At 41.4% G+C, this 18534-nt stretch carries 19 protein-coding genes and 3 tRNA genes; 10 read left to right on the top strand and 12 right to left on the bottom strand.

Annotation, left to right across the window (positions count from 1 at the left end; translation table 11 throughout):
- Positions 1-367: 367 nt before the first annotated feature.
- The 8 genes from L6C30_RS01075 to L6C30_RS01110 all read right to left on the bottom strand — a co-directional run bounded on the left by L6C30_RS01075 (position 368) and on the right by L6C30_RS01110 (position 7305).
- Positions 368-1300 (bottom strand): electron transfer flavoprotein subunit alpha/FixB family protein, encoded by a 933-nt coding sequence (locus L6C30_RS01075; protein WP_004971866.1) that lies wholly within the window; start codon positions 1298-1300, stop codon positions 368-370.
- Positions 1301-1318: 18 nt separating this feature from the next.
- A complete protein-coding gene (locus L6C30_RS01080) occupies positions 1319-2068 on the bottom strand; it encodes an electron transfer flavoprotein subunit beta/FixA family protein (RefSeq protein ID WP_026438220.1) in 750 nt (249 codons plus the stop codon).
- Between the two features lie 545 nt (positions 2069-2613).
- Positions 2614-2985, bottom strand: a complete 372-nt coding sequence (locus tag L6C30_RS01085; RefSeq protein ID WP_026438221.1) for a hypothetical protein — start codon at positions 2983-2985, stop codon at positions 2614-2616.
- A gap of 266 nt (positions 2986-3251) precedes the next feature.
- Positions 3252-4166, bottom strand: coding sequence for a site-specific tyrosine recombinase/integron integrase (gene xerA, locus L6C30_RS01090; RefSeq protein ID WP_236162174.1), 915 nt, complete (start codon positions 4164-4166; stop codon positions 3252-3254).
- Positions 4166-4804 carry an alpha/beta fold hydrolase gene (locus tag L6C30_RS01095; RefSeq protein WP_019837956.1) on the bottom strand — a complete coding sequence of 213 codons (639 nt, stop codon included), beginning with the start codon at positions 4802-4804 and terminating at the stop codon, positions 4166-4168. The genes xerA and L6C30_RS01095 overlap by 1 nt, the downstream gene beginning before the upstream one ends.
- Before the next feature lie 133 nt (positions 4805-4937).
- Positions 4938-5783 carry a diaminopimelate epimerase gene (gene dapF, locus L6C30_RS01100; RefSeq protein WP_019837957.1) on the bottom strand — a complete coding sequence of 282 codons (846 nt, stop codon included), beginning with the start codon at positions 5781-5783 and terminating at the stop codon, positions 4938-4940.
- A 12-nt stretch (positions 5784-5795) separates the two neighbouring features.
- Positions 5796-7040 (bottom strand): diaminopimelate decarboxylase, encoded by a 1245-nt coding sequence (gene lysA, locus L6C30_RS01105; protein ID WP_019837958.1) that lies wholly within the window; start codon positions 7038-7040, stop codon positions 5796-5798.
- Between the two features lie 25 nt (positions 7041-7065).
- Positions 7066-7305: a lipoprotein gene (locus L6C30_RS01110; protein ID WP_004971884.1), complete on the bottom strand. Its 240-nt coding sequence runs from the start codon at positions 7303-7305 to the stop codon at positions 7066-7068.
- 358 nt (positions 7306-7663) lie between these two features.
- Here L6C30_RS01110 and L6C30_RS01115 point away from each other — a divergent pair, with 358 nt between their 5' ends.
- The 3 genes from L6C30_RS01115 (at position 7664) to L6C30_RS01125 (ending at position 11672) form a co-directional block, all read left to right on the top strand.
- A complete protein-coding gene (locus L6C30_RS01115) occupies positions 7664-9019 on the top strand; it encodes a sodium:alanine symporter family protein (protein WP_019837960.1) in 1356 nt (451 codons plus the stop codon).
- A 152-nt stretch (positions 9020-9171) separates the two neighbouring features.
- The gene (gene radA / locus L6C30_RS01120) at positions 9172-10560 is read left to right on the top strand and encodes a DNA repair protein RadA (protein ID WP_070154081.1); all 1389 of its coding nucleotides are present in this window, start codon (positions 9172-9174) and stop codon (positions 10558-10560) included.
- Positions 10561-10694: 134 nt separating this feature from the next.
- On the top strand, positions 10695-11672 hold the full coding sequence (locus L6C30_RS01125) for a Tim44 domain-containing protein (RefSeq protein ID WP_070154079.1): 978 nt from the start codon (positions 10695-10697) through the stop codon (positions 11670-11672).
- Between the two features lie 389 nt (positions 11673-12061).
- Here L6C30_RS01125 and L6C30_RS01130 read toward each other — a convergent pair whose 3' ends face one another.
- Positions 12062-13240, bottom strand: coding sequence for a S1C family serine protease (locus L6C30_RS01130; protein ID WP_070154077.1), 1179 nt, complete (start codon positions 13238-13240; stop codon positions 12062-12064).
- Between the two features lie 166 nt (positions 13241-13406).
- On the opposite strand from L6C30_RS01130, the gene L6C30_RS01135 reads away from it, so the two are divergent.
- From L6C30_RS01135 to L6C30_RS01165, 7 genes are all read left to right on the top strand, one after another.
- Positions 13407-14165 carry a Nif3-like dinuclear metal center hexameric protein gene (locus tag L6C30_RS01135; RefSeq protein ID WP_070154075.1) on the top strand — a complete coding sequence of 253 codons (759 nt, stop codon included), beginning with the start codon at positions 13407-13409 and terminating at the stop codon, positions 14163-14165.
- Positions 14166-14344: 179 nt separating this feature from the next.
- Positions 14345-14971, top strand: coding sequence for a superoxide dismutase (locus L6C30_RS01140; protein WP_070154187.1), 627 nt, complete (start codon positions 14345-14347; stop codon positions 14969-14971).
- 148 nt (positions 14972-15119) lie between these two features.
- Positions 15120-15195: transfer RNA gene (locus L6C30_RS01145), tRNA-Asn, on the top strand.
- Positions 15196-15201: 6 nt separating this feature from the next.
- A tRNA-Asn gene (locus L6C30_RS01150) sits at positions 15202-15277 on the top strand.
- Positions 15278-15491: 214 nt separating this feature from the next.
- On the top strand, positions 15492-15794 hold the full coding sequence (locus L6C30_RS01155) for a hypothetical protein (protein WP_019837418.1): 303 nt from the start codon (positions 15492-15494) through the stop codon (positions 15792-15794).
- 115 nt (positions 15795-15909) lie between these two features.
- A tRNA-Asn gene (locus L6C30_RS01160) sits at positions 15910-15985 on the top strand.
- An 82-nt stretch (positions 15986-16067) separates the two neighbouring features.
- Complete coding sequence (locus tag L6C30_RS01165; RefSeq protein ID WP_070154074.1) at positions 16068-16511, top strand: DUF2726 domain-containing protein; 444 nt, start codon at positions 16068-16070, stop codon at positions 16509-16511.
- 16 nt (positions 16512-16527) lie between these two features.
- On the opposite strand, the gene L6C30_RS01170 is transcribed toward L6C30_RS01165, so the two are convergent.
- The 3 genes from L6C30_RS01170 to L6C30_RS01180 form a co-directional block, all read right to left on the bottom strand.
- The gene (locus L6C30_RS01170) at positions 16528-16785 is read right to left on the bottom strand and encodes a hypothetical protein (protein ID WP_236162308.1); all 258 of its coding nucleotides are present in this window, start codon (positions 16783-16785) and stop codon (positions 16528-16530) included.
- 196 nt (positions 16786-16981) lie between these two features.
- Complete coding sequence (ubiA, locus tag L6C30_RS01175; protein ID WP_070154072.1) at positions 16982-17860, bottom strand: 4-hydroxybenzoate octaprenyltransferase; 879 nt, start codon at positions 17858-17860, stop codon at positions 16982-16984.
- Positions 17861-17874: 14 nt separating this feature from the next.
- Positions 17875-18363 (bottom strand): chorismate lyase, encoded by a 489-nt coding sequence (locus L6C30_RS01180; protein WP_019837422.1) that lies wholly within the window; start codon positions 18361-18363, stop codon positions 17875-17877.
- Positions 18364-18534: the final 171 nt, after the last annotated feature.

Genomic DNA, 18534 nt, shown 5'->3' on the forward strand with positions numbered 1-18534 from the left:
GCCTAAAATGCAGGCTAAAAATAAAAACTAGCGAAAAATTATAGCATATACGCCTGTGTTTTTGTGCTTTAGAGATGATCTTAATCTTGTTAATTTACTTAAATTTAATGGTGGTTTTTTAGGTAAATCATATTCACACCCAAGAAACAAAAGTGCGTCATATTTTTAAGCGTAACGTCAAAATATCTTCAGCATCCGCGTGCTCAATATGTACCCACATATACGATTAGTTCACATGATGCACTTATAGCTAATCACTGCGTCTAAATTAAAAATACAACGAAATGAATCGAGAATATTAAAAAAAAGACAATAAAAAACGCCTCTATGTTATTCACATAGAGGCGTTATAGACTGTGTTCAGTAATTAGATTTTAGAAACCAATTCTGGAACAACAGTGTTCAAGTCACCCACTAACCAGTAGTCAGCTACTGCGTTGATTGGCGCTTCTTCGTCTTTGTTGATCGCAACGATCACTTTAGAATCTTTCATACCTGCCAAGTGCTGAATCGCACCAGAGATACCTACAGCGATGTACAAATCAGGTGCAACGATTTTACCTGTTTGACCTACTTGCATGTCGTTTGGTACGAAGCCTGCATCTACTGCTGCACGTGAAGCACCTTGTGCTGCACCAAGTTTGTCTGCTAATGGATCAAGTACTTTGTGATAGTTCTCACCAGAACCTACACCACGACCACCAGAAACTACAATACGAGCTGCAGTTAATTCTGGACGCTCTGATTTCACAATTTCTTCAGAGACGAACTTAGAAATACCAGCATCACCTGTCACAGTAGCAGCTTCAACCGCAGCCGAACCACCTTCTGCAGCCACTGGGTCAAATGCTGTACCACGTACAGTACCCACCACAATCGCCTCTGAAGATTCTACAGTTGCAATCGCGTTACCTGCATAAATTGGACGCTTGAATGTCTTTGCAGAATCTACAGCGACGATGTCTGTGATCATACTAACATCAAGAAGCGCAGCTGCACGCGGTAAAATGTTTTTACCTGTTGTTGTAGAAGCAGCAAGGATATGGCTATAACCTTTGCCTAATTCTGCAACAAGTTTTGCTACGTTTTCAGCCAATTGGTTTGCATAAGCTGCATCGTCGGCAAGTAATACTTTACTTACGCCTGCAACTTTAGCCGCTTGGTCTGCTACTGCTTGTGCACCAGAACCCGCAACCAATACAGTGATATCACCACCGATTTTTTGAGCTGCAGCAACAACGTTTAATGTTGCACCATTTAGTGCTTTATTGTCGTGCTCAGCGATAACTAAAATACTCATGATTTTTATCCTTCTGTATTAGATCACTTTCGCTTCGTTTTTCAATTTATCTACAAGTTCGTCTACAGATTTCACTTGTACGCCCGCTTTACGCTCAGCAGGTGCTTCAACTTTTACAGTTTTCAGCTTAGAACCTGTTGCAACGCCATAATCTCCAGGAGATTTAGTGTCTAGCGGTTTTTTACGTGCTTTCATGATGTTTGGAAGTGCCGCATAACGTGGCTCATTCAAACGTAAGTCAGTGGTGATGATTGCAGGAAGTGTAAGCTCAACAGTTTGTAAACCACCGTCAATTTCACGTGTAACCTGAACTTTATCGCCCTCTACCTTAACTTCTGAAGCAAAAGTACCCTGACCTGCACCCAGTAAAGCGCCGAGCATTTGACCAACTTGGTTAGAGTCGTCATCAATGGCTTGTTTGCCCAAGAGAATAAGTTGTGGCTGTTCTTGTTCAACAACACCTTTTAAGATTTTAGCCACTTCAAGTGCACCAATCTCATCGGCTGTTTCAACCAAAATACCACGGTCTGCACCAAGTGCCATTGCAGAACGGATTTGTTCCTGCGCTTCTTTAGGACCAATGGATACCACTACGATTTCTGAAACAGTTCCTTTTTCTTTTAAACGAACCGCCTCTTCCACTGCGATTTCACAGAATGGGTTAATTGACATCTTAACGTTAGTCAGGTCAACTCCACTATTATCCGGCTTAACGCGAACTTTAACGTTGGCATCTACCACACGTTTTACAGCAACAAGAGCCTTCATGTAATCCTCGGCTGTTTTAGCAAAAGTAAATATTGAGAAAAGTTAATAATAACTCTTCGCTTTAAATTTTTTAGGTGTCCTATCTTGCTATGTGATTGGCATTTCGGTCAAGTCTGAATTGTCTAAACAACTCTAAAAATGACCAAAATTAACTGAACGATGCGTTCATACTTTTTTATTTCTAAAAATAAACAAACCAAAAGACGATTATATATTTAATTTTAAACTTTGATTTATATTATTTTTGTTATTGATTTATAACATCAGCAAGATTGATTGAAAAATAGTTTAAATACAGAGATGTCTACAAAACATGCAAATTCCTTACATAAAAACCGTTAACTAAACTGTCATTAAAGATAGAAACTGCCCTTATTTGCTTATTTTTTCCTGATAAAAACACCCTTTTTAAATGTGACTGTTAGTTCACTTCACAACATTGAAGCTTTTATTGGATAAGAAAGAAGCAATCTTTTGTATTTTAATGAGTATCAATGCACTACAACCCCATTACCTTCATGATTTAAGGCATAAAAAAACTCAGCTTAAACTTGCTGAGTTTCTAGGAAATCACGGTGAATATGGCTTAAATCAATCAGCTCATAGGCCTGTAAATTAAAAATTTCCCAAACCGCCAAAAAGTCTTCTTTCAGGTCAATTTTACTGGCACTGTTTGGACGTTCTTGCCACTGTTGATCTGAAATCCATAAATAGCTTTGTTGAGTCTGTGGGTTGATCGCTTGCATTTTACCTTCTGCATTAATGCCCTGAACTTGGCAATGCGCTGGCAATTCTTGCTCAATCATAGGCAAGCTAATCTCTACAAAGTGTTTTACCTGACGTAATCCATAGCCAGCAAAAATTTCTTTTTGACTCGGACTGAGCTGGTCATATTTTACTTGAAGATTTGAAATCATGGTTTTGCCTATCATTTGATATCCAAAGTGTTATGCAGTGGAACAAAAAATAATGTCATCCATGTCTATTATTCGTGTGACCCACTCTTTCTGCTTCTTTATACTGCATAACGCAAGTTTTTATTATTCTACAATAGTTGCAATGACATCTTAGTGAAAGCGCTCTTGCATTGCGACTTACATCCTAAATAAACGCATTTGCAAATTGTAAAGCCCTACCTACCACAAGCAAAAATAGTGCCTATTCACCTAAATTGTCGCAAAATTTACTTTTTATGGGCACGTGGATGCGCCTGATCATACACTTGTGCCAAATGGTCAAAATCGACATGGGTATAAATTTGTGTGGTACTTAAATTACTATGCCCTAGCATTTCTTGAACGGCGCGTATATCACCACTATTAGACAGCATGTGACTGGCAAAACAATGTCGTAATAAGTGCGGATGTAAATCGACATTGACACCTGCACGCCGTGCCTGAAACTTCACCCGATTTTCTATTTGGCGTGCTTTTAAAGGTTCGCCTTTTTGGGTAATAAACAATGCTGCATCGGGTACAAAATCGCCCTGCCACAGAGGATAAATCTGTAACCATTGCATCACTGCATCTTTGGCTTTACGACCAAAAGGCACAATGCGGGTTTTATTGCCTTTACCTGTTATGCGCAGCAATTGACGGTTAAAATCTAAATCGCGGATACGTAAACTTTGTACTTCTGCTAAACGTAAACCACTCGAATATAGCAATTCTAAAATCGCTTTATCGCGCCGCCACATTTGTTGTTGTACTTCAGTTTCAGGTTCTGGCTGATCCAAAATTTGATGAATTGTTTCAATATCAATCAAACCTGGCAAAGGGCTTGGCTGACGTTTTAGCTGAAAATTATCAATTGGATTAAATTGTAAATATTGTCCATGCTCTGCCCATTTCATAAACTGACGAATCGCTGACAACATGCGCTGCAAACTGCTGCTATTTAATTGTTGCTGTTCTACTTTTTGCGCTAAATAATGGCGCAAATCTGCAGCTTCTACATCATATAAGGCAAGTTGTTGTTGCTCACAAAAGCTAAAAAAATCATTTAAATCGCGCGCGTAGGCTTTTATTGTATGTGGTGACTGTTGTTGTATTTCACGCTCTTTCAGCCACATATTTAATAGTTGCTGCGGATCGTACATTAGTCACGCTCCGATTGCTGAACTGTCGCAAACTGTGATAAATAGTCAGCTATGTGTTCAGCCGCCTGATCTGCATGTGTTTCTAAAAACAAATGATCACCACCATGTACAATTTTTAATACGGTGTGTGGAAATTGTTGTTGTAAAAACTCACCTACAGCCAGTGGACTTATCGGGTCTTGATCGCCCCATAACAACAAAATAGGCATGTGGATTTTAGCGAAGTCTGCTGTGTAATCGACTTTTGCCTCAACAAACCAGTCAGGATAATTTAAATCACTTACTTTATAGTCTTGTCGCCAATCTTGCGCCTGAAAACTGCTTAAATCCATGCCACCAGATGTTGCAGCCAATACCAATCCTTTCACTTTTTCTGGATATTGCAACGCGGCAGCAACTGCAAAAATACCACCCATCGACTGTGCAATGATAATGCAATCATCTGGGATATTCGCCAACACATAAGCCTGCAAACTTGCAAAATCATGTACCTGTGAATGTGCAGGTTGATGATTAAACTCAGGATAAGCCACAATTTTTACAACATTCTGCCACGGCAATTTTTCAATCTTTTCGATTAGAGGATGAAAAAATGCGGTATTGCCTGAAGCGCCAGGTAAAAAAATCAGTTGCGGCATAATGAGTAGAAGTTTTTAGAATGACGTTCGGTACAGCATACCTGATCCGTGCCGCAAGATACAAAAAAGCACCATTCGTTTTGAATCGTGCTTTTAAGTAAGATTAATCATCCGTTCATGTTAGAACGAAGCATCAACCCTGAAAATAATTTAAATCCAAATGACCGTGATAGACGTTAGCAGTTGGCCCTGTCATCCATACCACATCACCTTCACGCCATTCGATTTGCAACTTACCACCTGCCAGTTCAATTTCAACTGAATTAGACAATAAGCCTCGACGCATACCCGAAACGGCTGCAGCACATGCACCTGTACCACAAGCCAAGGTTTCACCCACGCCACGTTCAAACACACGCAAACGTGCATGTTTTTCGTCAATGATTTGCATAAAACCTGCATTGACGCGCTGCGGGAAACGCTCATGTGATTCTACTTGTGGGCCAATTCCTGCCACATCGGCAGTCAATACATCGGGCACAATGGTCACAGCATGCGGATTGCCCATATTCACCACATCAATGGTCAATGCAGCACCATCTTTCAGCGCGATGTCGTATAAATTATCAGGCTCATCTGCAATGAATGGAATCTCATGCGGTAAGAATTTTGGATAGCCCATATTCACCCGCACCCAACCATTTTGCCCCAATTCAGGTTCTACAATGCCTGCCTTGGTTTGCACCTTGATTTTAGTTTTGGTCGTAAGCTGACGTTCATGCACAAAACGCGCAAAACAACGCACACCATTGCCGCACTGCTCCACTTCAGAACCATCGGCATTGAAAATGCGATATTTAAAATCAACATTTGGCAAATCGGGCGGTTCCACAATCAGGAGTTGGTCAAAGCCAACCCCAAAGTGACGGTCTGCAAGGCGCTGAATAGTCAATGCATCCAAATAAGCACGTTGGCTGATGAGATCAACCACCATGAAATCGTTGCCCAGACCATGCATTTTGGTAAATTCTAATAACATCTCGAATTCCCCTTATGGCAATAAACGCTCTCTTTCCCACAACGATTCAATGCTTTCACGTTCACGAATTAAATGTACTTGATCTGCATCGACCATGACTTCGGCTGCACGGCCACGGCTGTTGTAGTTAGAACTCATCACAAAACCGTATGCACCCGCACCCATCACAGCCAAAACATCATTTTCTTTGATCGCAAGCTGACGCTCTTTACCTAAGAAGTCACCTGTTTCACAAATTGCACCAACCACATCCCACTCTAGCGCTTCAACATCCGTACGTGGGGTGACGGGCTGAATGTCCATCCACGCTTCATATAACGCAGGACGGATTAAGTCATTCATGGCAGCGTCAATAATCGCAAAGTTACGATGATTGGTCGGTTTGAGTAAATCAACTTTTGTTAGCAGCACGCCCGCATTGGCAGAGATACTACGACCCGGTTCCATATACACTTTAAGACCTAACTTTTCTAAAGCGGGACGTAAAGCATTGGCATATTCTTCAACCGTTGGTGGAGTTTCATCTTTATAAGTCACCCCTAAACCACCGCCAATATCAATGTGTTTTAGCTGAATACCCATTTCTTTTAAGGTATCAATCATCACAATCACGCGATCTAAAGCATCGACAAACGGTTGTGTTTCGGTCAATTGTGAACCGATGTGACAGTCAATTCCAACGATATCTAAGTTTGCTAAAGAAGCCGCATATTCATAAGTGCTATATACCGAATCAGACGGAATCCCGAACTTGTTTTCTTTTAAGCCTGTAGAAATATAAGGATGGGTTTTGGCATCGACATCTGGGTTAACCCGTAATGAAATTGGTGCTTTGACATTCATGCTTGCCGCAACTTTTTGAATACGGTCTAATTCTGCATGCGATTCTACGTTAAAGCAGGCAATCCCAACTTCCAACGCTTTTTGAATATCGGCTTCAGTTTTACCTAAACCTGAAAAAACAATTTTCGATGCATCACCACCTGCTTTGAGAACACGCGCCAATTCACCGCCTGTCACAATATCAAAACCTGCACCCAACTTAGCCAATACATTCAATACCGCAAGATTCGAGTTTGACTTTACCGCAAAACAAATTTGATGATCGATAAAGTGGAAAGCACGATCCATATCTAAATAATGCTTTTCAAAAGTCGCTTTTGAATAAACATAGAGTGGTGTGCCAAATTGCTGTGCGAGTTGTTGTAGCGAACATTGCTCGGCGTGCAAAACCCCTTGAATGCGGGTAAAACTCATGAATGTATCCTTTATCTAGAAAGCGTTAAGGTGTAGTCGATGTAGATGCAGCAGGTGCAGCAAACTGCTGTTGCACAGGTACGGCTGTGTCTGAAGATGTTGCCGATTGCGTTGCACGTTTAGGCGCAGCATCTGGATATAACAAATATTTTGCGCGTTTGTCGTAATTTGGGTCATTGGGTAACTGTAATGTACCTGACTGACCACAACCGACCAAAACCACTGTTGTAAGCAAAACACTCATGCAGCAAATGACGGTACGCATCTGACCACCTATAAAATATTTTCAATGAAGTATAGCGCGATCACTGCCGTGACCAAAGTGCTAATGCAGAGAGATTATATTGAGCTTAGTAAAAATTCTAGCTTACTTGCCACTCTGCAAGCATTGATTGACTTTGTCAGCTCTAAAAAAATGCGACTTCACACACAGATAAAGTTAATTTTATTTCTAGGCATCAATTGTCAAAATCTAAAAACTATGCAAAAAATATAGCGTGCTTAACACCAAGTTCTTTTAACATGAAGTTTAAAAACTGGCATATCACTTGCTTAATTTTTACAATTGTTCAATTACTGTCACAAACTAAGCATTTATACACTGCGTTTATAAGAAGAAATTTATGCAAAATTTACAATCGATGATGGAAACCTTAAGCGGTTGGGTCTGGGGTCCATACATGCTAGTTCTCATTGTGGGAACGGGCGTTTTCCTCACCTTTCGCTTATTGTTTTGGCAATTCCGTATGCTGCCACTGGCTTTTAAACAAGTCTTTTGCAAACACGACAAAGCTCAAAAAGAGCAGGGTGATATTTCACATTTCGCATCACTCATGACTGCACTCTCTGCCACCATTGGTACGGGAAATATTGCAGGTGTTGCAACGGCTTGCGTCCTCGGTGGCCCGGGTGCAGTGTTTTGGATGTGGATGACTGCCCTGTTTGGTATGGCGACCAAATATGGTGAAGGTGTTTTGGCGGTTAAATACCGTATTAAAAACGAAAAAGGGCAAATGTCAGGCGGCCCAATGTACTACATTGAGCGTGGACTAAAATGGAAATGGCTGGCGATTATCTTTGCCTTTTTTGGCACAGTCGCCTCGTTTGGAATTGGTAGTTCAGTACAATCCAACACCGTAGCTTTAGCAGTTGAAAATAGCTTAGGTGTAGAAACTTGGATTACAGGTGTGGTGATTACCGTATTTTCTGCCTTGGTGATTTTGGGCGGAATTAGCTCAATTTCCAAAGCTTCTTCGGTGATTGTTCCAATTATGGCCATTCTGTATGTTACAGGCGGTTTAATTATCATCCTGAATAATTTACACCTTGTGGTGCCTGCACTCGAGCTAATTTTCCGTGATGCTTTTACTGGTGAAGCGGTTGCGGGCGGTGCAATTGGTGCAGTAATTCGTTACGGGGTTGCACGTGGCGTATTCTCCAACGAAGCAGGGATGGGTTCTGCCCCAATTGCTGCTGCGGCTGCAAAAACCGACCACCCTGCGCGTCAAGGTTTAGTGTCTATGACAGGTACCTTCATTGATACCATTATTGTTTGTAGCATCACGGGGATTGTTTTGGTGATGGGCTTCATTATGGCAGGCAATAGCTTTGGTGGTGCAACAGGCGCTGTACTCACCACACAGGTTTTTGACCAGTTATTGCCAGGCTTTGGTGGTTGGGTCGTTACATTCGGGATTATTTTCTTCGCCTATTCCACCATTCTCGGTTGGAGCTATTATGGCGAAAAATGCTGTACATATTTATTCGGCGAAAAATACGTATTGATTTACCGCCTGATTTATATTGCTTCGGTGTTCATTGGTACCATCGCGACACTCGATCTCGTTTGGTTATTTGCCGATACCTTTAACGGTTTAATGGCTGTTCCGAACCTGATTGCCTTATTATTACTGTCTGGTGTGATTGCCAAAGAATCTAAGGACTTTATTGCCAAACGCAAATCTGGCGAGTTGTATTAAGCCTTAGCTACAAATGTAATTTCATCCTTACCCATCATACAATCACCATTGTGGTTGTATGATTTTCCTTGAAAGATCAAGATAACATTCAATTCCCCGCCTTTACTCTGTATGCTGTAGCCAGTTTTCAAATAAATACAACGACTGGACTTATGGCAAAAGTAAAAAGTGTCTATCGCTGTGAACAATGTGGCGCAGATCATCCTAAATGGGCAGGACAATGCTCGGAATGTGGCGAGTGGAACTCGCTGAATGAAGTGAGTATTGCACCTGCAGTCACGCATCGTGCCCAACCCAAAATGGGCGGTGGCTATGCAGGACAAGCTGCAGCAATTACTACATTAAACAAAGTATCTGTTTCGCATGAAACCAGACTAACCACAGGCATTGGTGAGTTTGACCGTGTATTGGGTGGTGGTTTGGTTACAGGTTCGGTGGTGCTCATTGGTGGTGACCCAGGTATCGGTAAATCGACCATTTTGCTGCAAACTGCAACTCACATGGCTGCGGCCAACAACACCGCCTTATATATCACGGGTGAAGAATCGCTTTCACAAGTGGCATTACGTGCTCAACGCTTAGACTTACCCACAGATCAGCTCAAAGTCATGGCAGAGACCTGTGTTGAACGTATTTGCGAAGTGCTTGCGCATGAACGCCCTGCTGTGGCTGTTTTAGACTCAATTCAAACTTTATATACCGAAACGTTGCAATCTGCACCAGGTGGCGTTTCACAAATTCGTGAATCGGCGGCACTTCTAACTCGCTTTGCAAAAAACAGTGGCACAGCACTCTTTATTGTGGGTCACGTGACCAAAGAAGGCGCTTTGGCAGGGCCACGCGTCTTGGAACACATGGTCGATTGTGTCCTATATTTTGAAGGTCAGTCAGACTCTCGTTACCGTATGATTCGGGCCGTCAAAAACCGTTTTGGCGCAGTGAATGAGCTGGGTGTTTTTGGCATGACCGATAAAGGCTTACGTGAAGTCGCCAATCCATCAGCGATATTTTTAAGTCGTTATGATGAAGCAATCCCAGGTTCGATTGTCATGATTAGCCGCGAAGGTACACGTCCCCTTTTGGTTGAAGTACAAGCCTTGGTGGATGATGCACATGGTCAACCTAGACGTGTAGCTTTAGGTTTGGAGCAAAACCGTCTGAATATGTTGTTGGCGGTCATGCATCGACATGGTGGTGTGCAAACCTCAGGGCAAGACGTGTATGTAAATGTGGTTGGTGGTTTAAAAATTACCGAAACAGGCTCTGACCTTGCAGTATTACTGGCCTGTGCTTCGAGCTTACGAGGCAAAGCCCTACCACAACAATTGGCTGTTTTTGGTGAGGTCGGTTTGTCGGGCGAAATCCGCCCTGTGCCTAATGGTCAAGAACGCTTAAAAGAAGCCATTAAGCATGGCTTTAAATACATTATTGTGCCTCGTGGCAATGCACCACAAAAAGCCATTGCAGGTGTGCAAATTATTGCGGTAGCTCGTTTGCATGAAGCTTTAAGTGAAGCCATGAGTTTAAGTGAAAATCTCTAAAGACTTTTTAGCCGTATTCACTTCACTATGTATTTCTCAACATTTGTAGAAAAAATACCGATTTTATATTGAAATTCGTAGCAAATGCCTGCATAAATACACAGCTTAACTTTATTTTAATATAGGAAAATTTGATGGAAGTTCGACAGCGTGGTTTGATTGCAGCAATGCTTACAGCGACCTTATTGGTAGCACCGTTGGCAGCAGAAGCAAAACGTGCAGGTGGCGGTAAAAGTCATGGTATGAGCCGTTCTGCAGCCCCAACTCAGTCTTACCAACAACCTCGCCAAACAACGCCAGCACAACAACCTGCTCCTGCTCAGCAAAAATCTGGCCCAGGCGTAGGTGGTATGGTTGCAGCAGGTGTTGCTGGTGCAGCGATTGGTGCTGTTGCTGCGAATGCTTTGGCAGATGACCAAGCCAGTGCAGCCGAAGCACAAGAGGAAAAAGGTGGTATTCCAAGCTGGATTTGGATTTTACTCGCTGCTGCTGTCGCCTTCTTCATTTTCCGTAAGATGGGCGCAAAAAAAAAACTAACGCCTAACCCGTATGCGCCAAACAGCGGTGCCAATCAGGCACCGTTTGCGCAAACTCCAGCAAATGCTGCTCCGCGTAACGACAACACCAATATTTTTGGTCAGTCTGTAGGTGGTTCTGCAACTGCAACACAAGCTCCTTTTAGCCAAGCAGCAAATAACAATGCTCCTTTCGGCACAGCTTATACTAACAGTGGCAATCAATTGCCTGATGGTTCTGAGCCTGCCGCTTTCTTACGTGTTGCACGTCAGCGTTTTAACCATATTCAGTCTATGAACACCGCCAGTAATATCGCAGAAATTCAGCGTTATTTAACACCTGATTTATATCAGTCAATGTATCAAGATATTATGGCGAACCAAGACCAAGATGTAGCAGAGTTTTCTAACTTGAATGCAATGGTGGTCGATTCAGCAACTGAAAATGGTCAATATGTAGTGAGTGTACGCTTTACTGGTACGGTCAGCGAAGACCTGAACAGCCTACCGCAGCCATTTACAGAAATCTGGCACTTTGTAAAACCTGCAGGTTCAAACCAAGACTGGTTAGTGGCAGGTATTCAACAAGAGCAATAATTTCAAAATAATTTAAAACAGCGGTCTAGGCCGCTGTTTTTTATATCTATCTTTTATCAGACAGAGCTTCTATTCAAAAACTTCTTTGCAATTTTGCTCTCTCTTTTATTCTTATCCAGCATAAATTAAAGAAAAACCTAGTAGTTAAGAGAATGCAGCTTTGATACTGAATAAACATATTAAACAGGACTTCAATATCTTCTAGGTTCTGCTCTGGATTGAGGCAGGACAACATCTTGATATTTACAGATAAACCCATAAACTTAAATACGGCATCGCTTCGATTTATACAAAAGTGAATACATTTAGGCGATGTAGCAACTTCTATTGGATTCCTACCACAAAAAAGCCCTGCTACTGGCAGGGCTTTTTTACGGATGATCAATACATTATTCAGGCAATGGAATAAATTGCTTATCTGAATTTTGTACTTTTCGTTCACCTACAGCGACCTGTAAATCTAGTGCCTCTTCACCACGCTCTACCGATACCGTGACTGTGCTGTTTGGTGCTTGTGCTGCCACATAATTAATTAAATGCGAAGTTGAGGTAATCGCTTCATTATTTACTTTCAGAATTTTATCACCACGTTTTAAACCAGCTTCTGCAGCTGGGCCACCACGCAGTACATCTGCAACCACTACACCGCCTTGTGCAGGCTCTAAAATATTGTCTTGTTCTACAGGCAATAAACTAATACCTAACCAACCACGAACCACACGTCCATCTTTTAAAATAGAGTTTAAAACTTGCTGACACACTTGCGCAGGAATTGCAAAACCAATGCCTAATGAACCACCCGATTGTGAGAAAATTGCAGTATTTACCCCAATTAAATTCCCTGCCACATCAATCAATGCACCACCAGAGTTACCTGGGTTAATTGCCGCATCGGTTTGAATAAAATCTTCATAGGTATTAATGCCTAAATCAGAACGACCTGTGGCAGAAATAATTCCCTGAGTCACCGTTTGCCCTACCCCAAACGGGTTGCCAATCGCAAGGACCACATCGCCAACTTCATTACCACTGAGTTTAAATGGCAAGACTGGCAATTTTTCTAACTCAATTTTAATTACCGCCAAGTCCGTATCTGGGTCAGTACCAACAACTTTTGCCTCAGCACGACGGCCATCATGCAATGCCACCACAATTTGTTCTGCCTGCGCAATCACATGGTTATTTGTCAAAATATAACCGTCTGGACGAACAATTACCCCAGAACCCAAACTGTTTTCATTTGGACCTTGCTTAAATTGATCGGGCAACTGGTTACCAAAAAACTCACGAAACGCAGGGTCATTCAGTAATGGATGATCCAACTGTTTGACTTTTTGTGTGGTAAAAATATTCACTACTGCTGGCGCAGCCACTTTTACCGCAGCGCTGTACGACACCACCCTACCCGTGCGTGTTGTATCAATTAATGGTTCAACTTTTTCGGCAGGCATTTTGACCCCATCGGCAGCTACAGGCGCTTTCGGTTTTTGCAGCTGTTGCCAAGTCACAAAGCCAATAATGACTAGAATGAGTAACACCCAAGGTAACCAGGTAAAGGTCCGGCGCACGTTTTGTACCTCTAAATAAATTTTTTTGATGATTAAGTCATTGAATGAGCTATTGTAAAACGAAATACAAATAGAAACATAAAAAAGCCCAAGAGTTTTGTCTTGCTTTAGTTACAATACAAAATATGTTTTGATATTCGCTAAATATGTGCAATTTGAGAGAGTTATGGCGCAATTAAAAGAAATTATTCAATGGTGTGATCAAACTTTAAATACACATGAATTTAAAGATTACGCGCCAAACGGTTTACAAATCGAAGGCAGGTCTGACGTTCAAAAAATTCTTTGTGCAGTAACCGCCTCTCAAGAAGCTATCGAGGTCGCAATTGCGCAAAATGCAGACTTATTGTTGGTGCATCATGGCTATTTTTGGAAAGGCGAACCTTACCCAATTACAGGCATGCGCGGTAAACGCATCAAAAGTTTAATCCAACACGATATTTCTTTGGTCGGTTATCACTTACCGCTCGATTCACATCCAAGTCTAGGCAATAACGCAGCCATTGCTGAATGTTTAGCGTTAGAAAATTTGCAAGCCCTAGACCCGAGTGAACGTCATCCTATTGGCAATATTGGTTTTTTAAAGCAAGCCATGAGTGCAAGCGAATTTCGTGATTATCTTACAGCACGTTTAGGCTTTAATACCATTCATCTTCCTGCCGAAAAAAGTCAAATTCAAAAAATAGGTTTTTGTACTGGTGCAGCACAAGATTTTATTGGCAAAGCGGCTGAACAAGGTTGTGATGCCTTTATTTCGGGCGAAGTCAGTGAACGCACTTATTATGAAGCCAAAGAATTAGGTGTGCATTATTATGCCTGCGGACATCATGCGACTGAGCGCTACGGTGTACAAAGACTCGCAAAAGCTATTTCAGAACAGTTTAATATTGAGTATAGTTATTTTGAATTAAATAACCCAATTTAATACACTGTTTCACCTAACATTTCACTCAAATGACAGCTGTTTTTAACATCGTCTTTAGATGTATACATTCGAGTCTAATTTTGTATGGTTATTTAAACCTAATGCGCAATTTATCTCGAAATCTATTACAATAGAACCACTTAATGTTAAAACCCAGCAAAATGCAAGGAATTGAAAACATGACAACCATTACTTTACCAGCTTTACCATACGGTTACGAAGATCTTGCTCCACACATCAGCAAAGAAACTTTAGAATACCACCACGATAAACACCACAACACTTATGTTGTGAACTTAAATAACTTGATCGCGGGTACAGAGCTTGAAGGTAAAACTTTAGACGAAATTATCAAAGCAACTGCAGGTGATGCAGCTAAAGCTGGGGTATTCAACAACGCAGCGCAAGTTTGGAACCACACGTTCTACTGGAACTGTATGGCGAAAAACGGTGGCGGTAAAGCAACTGGTGCTTTGGCTGCTAAAATTGATGAAGCTTTCGGTTCTTACGAAAAATTCGCTGAAGAATTTGCTGCTGCAGCAACCACTCAATTCGGTTCAGGTTGGGCTTGGTTAGTGGCTGACGAAGTGAATGGCAAACTTTCTATTATGAAAACTTCAAATGCCGACACACCAATGGCACACGGCAAAGTTGCAGTATTGACAATTGACGTTTGGGAACACGCTTACTACATCGACTTCCGTAACGCACGTCCTGCTTACATCAAAACTTTCTTAGAAAGCCTTGTAAACTGGGATTACGCAAATGCGAAATACGCAGGTCAAGAAGCTGGTGTAGAAAAATAATTTCTATTTTTTATATAGAAAAACTGCTCGTTATGGGCAGTTTTTTTATTTTTTGCCAATGAAATGAATATTTATAACGCAAACAATCCATTTCTAATGATGAAGATGTTGACGACTTAAACTTTCATCCCTAAAATGCCCCACAGATTCTCCAATAGCTCAGTCGGTAGAGCGACGGACTGTTAATCCGCAGGTCCCTGGTTCGAGCCCAGGTTGGAGAGCCAATCTATTCTCCCATAGCTCAGTCGGTAGAGCGACGGACTGTTAATCCGCAGGTCCCTGGTTCGAGCCCAGGTGGGAGAGCCAAGATTCTAAAAATCCCACGCAGAATGACGTGGGATTTTTTTGCAATTTTTATCGTTTTTATAGTGGATATGATGTTCTAATCGAATTGAACATGCCCAACTCCTCCATAAATTAAAATTAAAAAACATGCGATGAAGATCGGGCAGCTCCTCTTGTGATGTCTCTATTTTTTCGCTACCTTAAGTGCATCAAAAACAATAAAACTTGAAAGCCCATGCAAGCGCCTTGGTTAAAATCCCTGATTTTTTGGACAATTCTGATTGTGGTGATTTTTTCAATTTTTCAATGCACACAAAAATCTGAAAGCAATAAAACTGCTGCTGCGCTCATGTATGAACGTCTGTATCAATGCAGTCGAGATCTGAAAGTACAGCAACAAGCAACATTAAGACAAATTCAAAACCAAGTGAAAGCAGACCTGACCCAGCAAAAGATGCTGAAATTAATTAATTTATGTCGCAAAACTAACCCTCTACAAACACGCGAAGATTATATAAAAGCGATTCAGTCACTTTAAAGTGCTATAAAACTGGCTAGGCGCTTATTTTTAAAGCAATTAATCTGCTTTTTAACGCTTTTTTTCAATTCCAGCTTGACCAAAAACATATACCCACATAGAATGCGTATCAGATTCTCCCATAGCTCAGTCGGTAGAGCGACGGACTGTTAATCCGCAGGTCCCTGGTTCGAGCCCAGGTGGGAGAGCCAAATTTATTAAAAAACCCACGCAGTATGACGTGGGTTTTTTTATTCCTGCTGTTTATTTGGGTCTAACGGCACCGCATCATCTATGTTTGAATCCAGTCAATTGACTTTCTTGCTTATTGGCAGCTTGGCAAGCCTTGCCCTGTTTATCTTAATTTTTAAGCCATTATTTTTTCCAAAGAAAAGTTTTTATTCCAAACCGATTATGACGGCTTTTGAACGCAGAATGTTTATGCGTTTAAAACAGGCTTTTCCTGAGCATCACATCTTGGCGCAAGTGGCATTTAGCGCATTAATTACTAACAGCCACTATAAAATTCGTGCGCTGTTTAATCGTAAAGTGACTGATTTTGTAATCTTAAATGCAGACATGCAAGTCATTGCAATTATAGAGTTAGATGATCCTTCACATATTGGCAAAGAACAAGAAGACGCAGAACGAGACGCAATGTTTCACGAGGCGGGTTATCGCGTTGTCCGATACACCGAAATTCCGAGTATCAGACAATTGCAATCAGATTTGAGCTGAAATCATCAACTCGATATTAAGGTGTAGCTTCTGAAGCGGCTTGTATCTGACTAGCCTGCTTCGCTTGTTGTTCTGCAGCTTCACGCGCTTCAATACGCACAATAATTTCTGCCTGTTGTTGTTTATATTTTTCCTGATTTTTAGCATCACTATTAACTGCTAAAAATGCCATGCTAACCAAGAAAATAGGAATCAACAAACCTAAGCTTGCCAAGAAAATCATCTTTTTTAGGCTTGGCTTTTTTGCAGGTGCTTGCTGTTCAGACTGTGACATCATCTATTCCTAATTCAAACTTCTAAATGAAGCTCAATATATCAGAATAATGCTGATTGTGCTTTGTGCATAAGTATGCACGTTCTAATGCTCAGTTTAATTTTTAACAGCAAAAATTGATCAGCCATCGAATAAAAAAGCACCTGCCCCACACTACCATCAGATGCTTTACTCAGTTTTTTTTGCATAGAAATATTTACATTAAAGCCAATACGATTCCTGAAAAAATAATCAGCCCTACCCAACGGTTATGACGAAATGCCCAAAAACATCGTTGCGGGTCTTTATCTTTGGTTTTACGCCATTGATATATAAAGTCTGCCACTACCACCAATAATGCCGCCAAACCAAATGGAATCAGTATATTTTCCAACCACAATGCCGTACCAATTAAAAGTACACTGCCTGCTTGCAACAATGAAATAATTTGAATGTCGTAGCGACCAAATAAAATTGCAGTCGATTTCACCCCAATTTTTAAATCATATTCACGGTCTGTAATTGCGTATTGAGTGTCATACGCCACAGTCCATGCCAAATTTCCAAAATACAATAACCAGCAAGTGAGATCAGGCGTTGCGCCAACAGCGGTATAAGCCATGGGGATAGACCATGAAAATGCCGCTCCTAAGAACACTTGGGGCAAATGAGTGTAGCGTTTCATAAACGGATAAATAAACGCTAAAAACAATGCCCCAAAAGACCAATAAAACGTTTCAATCGGTAAGAACAACAACATGGCTGCGCTAAGTGCAACCAAACCTAAGAATACATAAATGGCTTCTTTGGCACTAATCACACCCGTGGCTAAAGGACGTGTTTTGGTACGTTCTACATGACCATCTACCTTACGGTCAGCAAAGTCATTGATGGCACAACCTGCGGCGCGCATAAAAATTGTGCCTAGAATCATAGGGATTAATATCCCGATAGATGGCATACCCTGATTGGCAATCCACAAAGCCCACATCGTTGGCCAAAACACCAGTTCTGTGCCAATTGGTTTATCGAAACGACACAAATAATAATATGCTTCTAAACGCTCACGCCACGTGATCTGCTGTGCCAATGCCATACCAATCTCGTATCTTAATGTTGTTGAATAAATTGCTCAAAACACGGTAAAAAAGTTTCTTGCACAATAAATTTACAGCCATGCCAAGTATAGCAACTCTGCCGTGTCCAGCCTTCATCAAGCAAAACCACACGCCTTTGACATAGCGGATTGGTGCGCTGAAACAAAAACCAGCCAATCGGTTTATTGCCAATGTGCTGAAATAAACGGGCTTTGCTTTGTAAACTTAGAATCGGAAAAATACTTTTGGCTTTGACCCATGGCTGTTCATCACAACCATATAAATAGCTTTCACGCACCCATGAGGTGTGCCAATGTGGCATTTGCATCCACTGGGCATCTTGTAAATTTAAACGCTGAAAAGATTGTTGCAGCGGTTCAACTTCAAATTGTCCACCTGCGAGCTGAGTCAATTGTTGGGTCAAAGAACCTGCTGCATATAGCCATGTTTTTAATTCAGAAGGCAGATTAGCCTGCTTGGGAAAAATAGGCTGTGTTCGCATGTTCCGCCACCTTAACAAGATAGCCTAGTGTAGCCCAAATTTAAGCAAAGTTTTGTGACCGAGGGCGCAATTCTCTGCAATTATCCCAAAAAATTAAGTGAATTCTTATATTTTGATAAAATCCATGCCAACTTAAAACCATGATTGCGCAATCTAAAACAAAAAACCCGC

This window comes from Acinetobacter sp. KAM396, assembly GCF_021602765.1.
Lineage (GTDB): Bacteria > Pseudomonadota > Gammaproteobacteria > Pseudomonadales > Moraxellaceae > Acinetobacter > Acinetobacter towneri_A.